Consider the following 2088-nt stretch of genomic DNA (forward strand, 5'->3'; position numbering starts at 1 on the left):
GAACGGATACGCTGCTTTCTGTTTCTTGGGCTTCTTGGTGGTCATCACTTCGGTCATGGAACAGTCCTTTCGGCATTATTTCATGACCCCGTTCCACACAGAAAATCTGACAGGCTCGCGGCAATCCACGCCCTTGCATACGATCATACGCATGTCCCGAAAAATTTTGAGTTCCAATAGACCCAGAAAAATTCGAGCCGTTAACTGTCATTGGACTTCGAGTACTGCCAACTGGTGATGTTGCACCCAGTGGGGGATAACGCACTTGCCCTTGCGGCGGCCCACCCCTCCGCTGCAACCCTTCTGGATCAATATGAGAGAGCGGATTTCCCTCTACATAAGCATACGTATTGATCCCGCCCTCAAGCCCAATGGGATCGCTCTGCACATACCGCCCGCTCTGCGGATCGTAATCCCTGAAATAGTTGTAGTAAAGGTTTGATTCAAAATCAGCGTACTGCCCGGCGAACCGTAAGGGCATCCGGACACTGGACAGGCCTCCAGGGCTCTCGTTCGGGGCCGCTGCGCCGAACGCATCGCTGTCCCAGCGCCAAACTACGTCGCCGCTTTGGTTGCTGATCACCCTCGGAGTATCCAGTTGGTCGGTGTGCACGAAATAAACGGTAGCGGGATCGGTGGCCCATGCCGTCACAGGCATTGCCCATAGCACCAACAGCACTATCCGCATCATAAATGTCATCATCGAGTTTCTCTCCACGTTTATTTCAGCAGCGCCACCGGCATGCCGTCCAGGTACACGTACTCGGCATAGACCGTACCCGTGCTCTCCGCGATCAAGCGCCCGTCCCGGTCATAATGGAAGGCGGTACTGCCGCTAGGGGTGGTCTTCTGCACCCGCTGGCCCAAGGCGTTGATCTTGTAGGTCACCAGACCGATGGCCGTATTGGCTGACACCATGCGTCCGCGCGCATCGTAGTTGAAACCGACGGCGTCGGTATTGCTGGTGATACTGCCGTTGAGGTCGCTACTCACCGGTGCGCCCTGCTGCGCGGTCAGACGATTGTTGGACACTCCATAGGAGTAGTTGGTAGTACTCGCACCGACAGTCTTCCGAGTGCGATTGCCCACCGCATCGTAGCCGTAGCTGATGCTGCTGGTCGGGCGCTGCTCGCTTGTGATACGGTTCAGCTCGTCGTAATCGTAGTTCCGATTGTTGGCTGGCACGGCCGCATCGCTGACGCTGGTCAGGCGGCTGGCCGCGTCGTAGCCTACCGTTTGCACTTGGCCGCTCAGGGTATAGCTGGTCATCCGGCCGTCCAGGTCATAGGTCCTGGCATAAGTCTGCCCGTTCCCGAAAAGGAGAGACTGCAGGCGCCCGAAAGGCTGGTAGGTGATCTGCGTCGCCAGCACAGTTGTGGTGCCATTCTTCACAGTCCGTACTTCGCTGATGCGGCCGTTGGAATCAAAGCTGTACTCGATCACGCGCCCGCTCGGATAAATCATGCTAGCAAGGCGACCTGCCGTATCATACTGGTAGCCAGTAACGTAGTTTTGGCCTCCGATGGTGCGGGTGTCGCTGACCACCCGACCGTGAAGGTCGTATCCGAACTGTGTGGTGCCGCTAACGTCGATGATTTGTGTCAGGCGGCCGATACCATTGCTACCCTGGTCGTATATGTAGGTCTCGCTGCCGCCATCGCTATAGGCAACAGCTGTCACGCGGTTCAAGACGTCATAGGTATAGGTCGCGGTCTGCCCCTTCGCGTCCGTGCGCGTCTTCAGGTTGCCTGCTTCGTCGTAAGTATTGACCGTGTTTCCGGTGTCCGGGCTAGCGGTGACAGTCAGGTTGCCGAGGCCATCGATGGTATAGCTGGTGACTAGATTGCGCGCATCGGTCACCTTGACTAGCTGATCCAGCAAGTCGTAGCCATACAACGTGACGCCGTTCTTCGCGTCCGTCGTCTTCGTCATGCGGCCATGCGCGTCGAACTCCTGTTTCGTGATGCGGTTTGAATCGCCCCGGCTTTCGTGGAGGCTGGTTAGTGTGAGTCAGGCCGGAACAGCCTGACCGCTCAATTGCTTGTAATAGTTTGCCTCAGCTTCTGCCGGCGGTATATAGCCGAGCGG

Annotated in this window: 2 protein-coding genes; both read right to left on the reverse strand. The window is 57.1% G+C overall.

Translation table 11 applies throughout. The features are described 5' to 3' along the window. Nucleotides 1-703, reverse strand: a 703-nt coding sequence (locus tag AC56LK_RS25220; protein WP_497187181.1) for an RHS repeat domain-containing protein, incomplete at its 3' end; no start/stop codon positions are given. Nucleotides 704-720: 17 nt separating this feature from the next. Then, nucleotides 721-1932: a hypothetical protein gene (locus AC56LK_RS25225; RefSeq protein WP_497187182.1), complete on the reverse strand. Its 1212-nt coding sequence runs from the start codon at nucleotides 1930-1932 to the stop codon at nucleotides 721-723. Nucleotides 1933-2088 lie beyond the last annotated feature (156 nt).

Source organism: Telluria sp. ZB4P36, assembly GCF_059685865.1.